The following is a 922-nucleotide window of genomic DNA, read 5'->3' as shown; positions in this document are numbered from 1 at the left end:
CAGGAGGGCCATTCAAAAGTAGGTTGATGCTCGCGGATGTCACGGTGTGTGACCGTCGGGGTGGGCGTGACCGAGCGCACGGCGTCCTAATTAGACGCGGCGGCCGGATCCCAGATAGATCAACTTTGTGTGGAAGATGATCGAGGGCCAACCGCCGCGCTGTGAAAGTATGACAGGACTCCCGACCGACCGGCTTGCTGACCCGACCGGCCGGGTCCGTGAGATCGTCGGCGACGAGTGGGAGAAACCCCCGGTCGGACGTCCGCACGTGTTGCCGCTGCCCACAGCGTTGGTAGCGGTGCTGTTCGGACTGCGGCACAACATCGCCGACGAGGTCGTGGCCGAGGTGTTCGGCTGCTCGCAGGCCACGATCACCCGCTATCACCAGATCCTGCAGCCGGTCCTGCGCTGGGTGACCCGGCCCGAGGTCGACCAGCGCCTGGAGCGGACCCGCCGCGAGGGTGTGCTGGTCGACGGGTTCGTCGCCCCGGTCGGCGAACGCGAACACTACGACGGCCTGTTCTCCGGCAAGAAACACGTGTGTGGGCAGAACGTGCAGGTCATCGCGAACCTCGACGGCCTGGTCGCGGATGTCGGCGAGCCGGTCAACGGCGCCCGCCACGACGCGGCCGCGTTCTTCATCTCCGGCATCGCCGACCGCTGGGCAGACCACTACGCCGCCGGCGGCCCCGGGATGATCGGCGACGGCGGCTACCAGGGCACCGGCCCGATCACCCCACACAAGAAACCACCCCGAGGCGAGCTGACCGACAAGCAGAAGGCCTACAACTACAGCGTCAACCGGCTCCGCGCCGCCGTCGAACGCGCCATCAGCCACTTGAAGAACTGGAAGATCCTCAAGACCGGCTACCACCGGATCATGACGGGCTTCCCCGACGTGTTACGTACCGTCACTGCCCTG

1 protein-coding gene is annotated in these 922 nt (G+C 66.5%); it reads left to right on the top strand.

The features are described from left to right. Positions 1 to 169: 169 nt before the first annotated feature. The coding region (locus AC2CHE_RS26895; RefSeq protein WP_484507618.1) for a transposase family protein at positions 170 to 922 on the top strand (753 nt) is incomplete at its 3' end.

Source organism: Micromonospora sp. ATLC16 (assembly GCF_057196645.1).
The sequence above is the reverse complement of the archived record's forward strand: the minus strand, read 5'-3'. Positions and strand labels throughout refer to the sequence as shown.